The sequence below is a fragment of the Microcoleus sp. BM001215392 genome (assembly GCF_036700185.1).
GTDB lineage: Bacteria > Cyanobacteriota > Cyanobacteriia > Cyanobacteriales > Microcoleaceae > Microcoleus.
Window position 1 is genome coordinate 1 of the sequence record NZ_JAUBOJ010000496.1, and the last position, 4,521, is coordinate 4,521.

The following is a 4,521-nucleotide window of genomic DNA, read 5'->3' on the forward strand; positions in this document are numbered from 1 at the left end:
GTAGTAAGGACTTTAGTCCTGCTTTTCCGAGGACTAAAGTCCTCACTACAAACCAGCAATACAGGTTAGTAGAAGGACTAAAGTCCTGCTTTTCCGAGGACTAAATTCCTCACTACAAACCAAGAACACAGGTTTGTAGTAAGGACTTTAGTCCTGCTTTTCCGAGGACTAAAGTCCTCACTACAAACCAAGATTACCGCCCTCGATCTCTGCGGACATAATTATGATTTTATCGTCTAATCTGCTGGAGCGAAACTGATTATAACGACCTCAAATAATCGTAAGCTCTGCACTAAGCGTAAAACCCACAGCAAACCATTACTTAAAACTGCCGCAAAAAGCGCAAATCGCTAGCATAAACCCGGCGAATGTCATCAATTTCATAAAGTACCATAGCAAACCGCTCCACCCCAAAACCGGCCGCAAACCCAGTATATTTTTCTGGATCTAAACCGACTCCTTTAAGAACATTCGGATCGACAGCGCCGCAGCCCAAAACTTCCAGCCATTTGCCGTTCCACTGCAAATCAACTTCCGCAGAAGGTTCTGTAAACGGAAAGTAACTCGTGCGGAAACGAATCGGCAAATCTTGCCCAAACATTTGTCGCAAAAATTCTTTAATCGTGCCTTTCAAATCAGTAAATGTCAGATTTTCACCAATAGCTAAAAGTTCAATTTGGTGGAACACTGCCGCGTGAGTAGCATCGACAGTATCGCGGCGGTAAACGCGCCCGGGAGAGACAATCCGAATCGGCGGTTTGTGCTGTTCCATGTACCGAATTTGCACCGATGATGTTTGAGTCCGCAGCAAGTCGCCACCAGGCAGATAAAATGTATCTTGCATATCCCGCGCCGGGTGGTCGGGCGGAGTGTTGAGCGCCTCGAAGTTGTAATAATCTGTTTCCATTTCCGGGCCGTTGGCGACTGTGTAGCCCAGCCCGACAAATATATCCAGGGCGCGGTCTATGACGGCGTTTAACGGGTGAACGTGACCTTGGGGGCGAAAAATCCCCGGCATGGTGACATCGAGGGTTTCCGAGGCTAATTTTGCTGCAATTTGGGCAGTTTGGAGAGCGGCGCGCTTGTCTTCTAAGTCGGCTTGTAGGGCTTCTTTTACAGTATTGGCGATCGCGCCTACTTTCGGCCGCTGGTCTGGCGGCAGTTTCCCCATCATGCCTAAAATTTGAGAGAGTTGGCCTTTTTTGCCGAGGTAGCCGACGCGCAACTGTTCGAGTTGTTCGAGAGTATTCGCAGTTGCGATCGCACTTTTGGACTCTTGGCCCAGGCTTTCTAGTTGAGTTTCAATTTCGCTTAGTTGGACAGTCATCTTGATTTAAGATTTAAGATTTTAGATTATGGAATTGATGGCGGTTTTGGGCCAAGCTGAGTGTAGCGCAATTTTGGCTCGACTGACTGGTAGATTTTACAACGAACAGGAGACGATCGGCACTGTGGGCGATCGTTGCTACTGTTTGTACAGGGAGCATTTTTGCAATCGGATCGGGCGATCGAGTAAATCAACAACTCACCGATCGGGTTTACCGCTAAAATAATGAAGTGCATTTATATCCAAGCTTCTCTAAATTCTGCCAATTCATCAACTCAATAGTTTCCAACTCAGCAAAACTCAACTCATCTTTCCAAGCATTAATTCCGTTAATTCCAACAGGCTCTAGAGTATTCGGATGCCAGATTATTTGACTGGGCAAAACCAAACCTAACTGAGCATTTTTTTGATAAAAATCCAGCATCGACTCCTGAAAATCTACCCCCAACCACTTGCAAATTCCCGCTAACTGTGCTGACGGCTCACTCACCAAATCTTCATAAGAAACCAAATAAAACTGCTCCCATTTTTGATGATACTTTTCAATAATTTTCACAACTTGATTCCACTGGTGTGTCAGTCCTGCTACAGTTTTTATTCCAGGCCAAACTTCCCCTTTTTCTTCCTCTTTGGCGACTATTTTTTTAACAGAACCGTAACAAGCCCGAAAATCTCGGACAATCATAATTACCTTAACTCCGGGAAAATATCTCCTGATTTTTCCTAATTGATAAATGTGAAAAGGATTCTTGTCTCCCCAAATCGAAGCTGTCGGGTCAAACTGCTGGCGGTAAGTTTGATAAACTAGATCGACTGCTTGGGAATAACTTAACGGCTGGTTATTTGTCAAATTATCTAATAAAAGCTGTCGTTCGACATTCCACTCCCCAAACCTATGAAAATCGTGATTGTAAAGGTCATTTAAAAAATCTTCGATTTGAGGCAGCAAGTCGCTGACAGTACCGTATTTCGACTCTAGGGCCACAAAGAAAAGACTTTCAGGGGGAATGCAGATAGCCGAATGCGCTGTTAGCATTAAACGCAGGAGAGTTGTCCCCGAACGTTCGGCGCCGAGGATAAAAATTGGACTTGATGCGGTTGATGGGTTGCTAGGTCGATTTGTGCGATCGCCCGAAACAGTGATATTATCGATTGTGCGATCGACCAGCTTGGGACGCAAGCGAAATTGACCGACAAGTTCCACTCCCAACTCCAATTTATCATCAAATTTGCGACGCACGAGCGCCTGTTTAACAGCAGTCTGGCATAATAATATCTGTTCGATCCGACACAGGCGAGAAATATTTTGCTGGTGGATGCGATAATAGTAAAGCAGTTTGTCTAGTTTTCTAATTTCTGTAACTTCACTGAGCCGCAAGCACAATTCATAATCGGCGGCGCTAGCAAATTTGGGGTCAATACCACCGCAACTATTGTAAACCGAACGACGAATCAGCCGGAAATGAAAAACCATCGGATCTACTAACAATTGTTCTGGCGAATACAGGATTTTGCATAGTTCCCCTTCCCCACCCACACAGTCGTTTTCATCGATGGTTAAATAGTTGGTGTAAACAAGTCCCACACGAGGATTTTCATCTAAAATAGCAACTGTTTCTGCGAGTGCTTTGGGGGCGAGGAAATCGTCGCTATCCACACAGCCGAAGTAGGGAAATGCAGTTTCTCTAATCGCCGCCATTAGAGAATAGCTGAACCCTCGGTGTTCGGCGGCGAGGACTTTGATTCTGGCGTCGTGTTTGGCGTAGCTGCGGGCTATGTTGAGAGAATTGTCTGTGGAACCGTCGTCCCAAATTATGAGTTCAAAGTTGGGATAAGTTTGAGCCAGAACGCTTTCTATCGCAGCGCCCAGATAGCGTTCTCGGTTGTAGACTGTCATTACAATGGAAATAGGAGTCATATGTAATAGTTTATAATTGATACTTGCGGATTGGTTAAAGAAGTTTTCTCGATTGTTTTGATAGTTGGTTTATCGTTGTGAGAGTCTGTCGATCGTTCTCAGAGTCCGACAGGGGTTAAAAACCCCTGTCTCATAGCGAAAGTCCTCGCTTCAGAGGACTAAAATTCATCGAAATTTCTCTTGTAATTAACAGTCGTCTTTAGACGACTTTTGCTATGAGGCAGGGGTTTAAACCCCTGCCGGAATTGTGGGATGCGGGTTTAATCTCGTTGCTGGGAAGGATTTTTCGGCTTTTCCCATCACAGTTAATAGTTTACCGAAAAATATGGTTATTAACCCCACCTCCGGCGGCCAAAAGTTTTTATAGCACTATCAACTGTCCCTGGTCAACTGTCAACTGTTTCTTTATGCTTGCGTTTGTACAGAAAAAACCGACTGACGATATCTACTTCTAACTCAAATTTATCGCTCAACCCGCGTCTGTGAAGCGCTTGCGAAATTGCTGACTGAGATTCAACAATTTGGTCGAGTTGCTGTTCGACTGTATTTTGGGAATGTTGGCGGTAATAGTAAAGTGGTTTGTTGAGGTGATAGAATTGGGTAATTTCTGAAAGTCGCAAGCAGAAATCGTAATCTTCCGCGCGGTTGTATTCAGAATTAATGCCGCCTATTTGATTGTATAGTTCGTGGCGAAACAGGCGAAAGTGGAAGGTCATAAAATCTACTAACAGTCTGTCTGGAGAGTAGGGTATTTGGCTGCGGTGTCCGAGTCCTTTTACTTGAGTTTTTTCATTAATCGTTAGACAATCGGTGTAGACTGCGCCAATTTCTGGTTGTGCGTCTAATACGGCTGCGGTTTGTTCGATCGCGCTGGGTGCGAGCAAATCGTCACTGTCTACCCAGCCCGTGTATGTTCCTTTGCACATTGTGTGAGAGGCTTTGAGGGCTATTCCCCGGCCTTGGTGGGGGGCGGCGATTACTTGTATTCGGGTGTCTTGCTGCGCGTATTTGCGGGCGATCGCGACGCTGGAGTCAGTGGAACCGTCGTCCCAAATTATCAGCTCAAAGTTGGGGTAGGTTTGGGCGAGAATGCTTTCTATGGCGGCGCTGAGATATTGTTCTCGATTGTAGGTGGTGGTGATGATGGAGATTGGGGATGTCATGGGGGAATGGAAAGCAGTTGGAGGGCGATCGAGCTAGAGGTAAAATGCTTTGATGTTTTGTGCGGGAGTTTGCAGGCAAGTTTTATGGTTAAATCTGATGTTAGCTCTTGTTG

4 protein-coding genes are annotated in these 4,521 nt (G+C 45.4%); 1 reads left to right on the forward strand and 3 read right to left on the reverse strand.

What is annotated here, in order from left to right; genetic code table 11:
• Nucleotides 1–322: 322 nt before the first annotated feature.
• Nucleotides 323–1,327 (reverse strand): phenylalanine--tRNA ligase subunit alpha, encoded by a 1,005-nt coding sequence (pheS, locus tag QT974_RS31410; protein WP_333472292.1) that lies wholly within the window; start codon nucleotides 1,325–1,327, stop codon nucleotides 323–325.
• 28 nt (nucleotides 1,328–1,355) lie between these two features.
• On the opposite strand from pheS, the gene QT974_RS31415 reads away from it, so the two are divergent.
• Entirely contained in the window at nucleotides 1,356–1,553 is a 198-nt protein-coding gene (locus QT974_RS31415; protein WP_333472293.1) for a hypothetical protein, read from the forward strand.
• Here QT974_RS31415 and QT974_RS31420 read toward each other — a convergent pair.
• Nucleotides 1,545–3,245, reverse strand: coding sequence for a sulfotransferase (locus tag QT974_RS31420; RefSeq protein WP_333472294.1), 1,701 nt, complete (start codon nucleotides 3,243–3,245; stop codon nucleotides 1,545–1,547). The genes QT974_RS31415 and QT974_RS31420 overlap by 9 nt on opposite strands.
• A gap of 386 nt (nucleotides 3,246–3,631) precedes the next feature.
• The gene (locus tag QT974_RS31425; RefSeq protein WP_333472295.1) at nucleotides 3,632–4,408 is read right to left on the reverse strand and encodes a glycosyltransferase; all 777 of its coding nucleotides are present in this window, start codon (nucleotides 4,406–4,408) and stop codon (nucleotides 3,632–3,634) included.
• Nucleotides 4,409–4,521 lie beyond the last annotated feature (113 nt).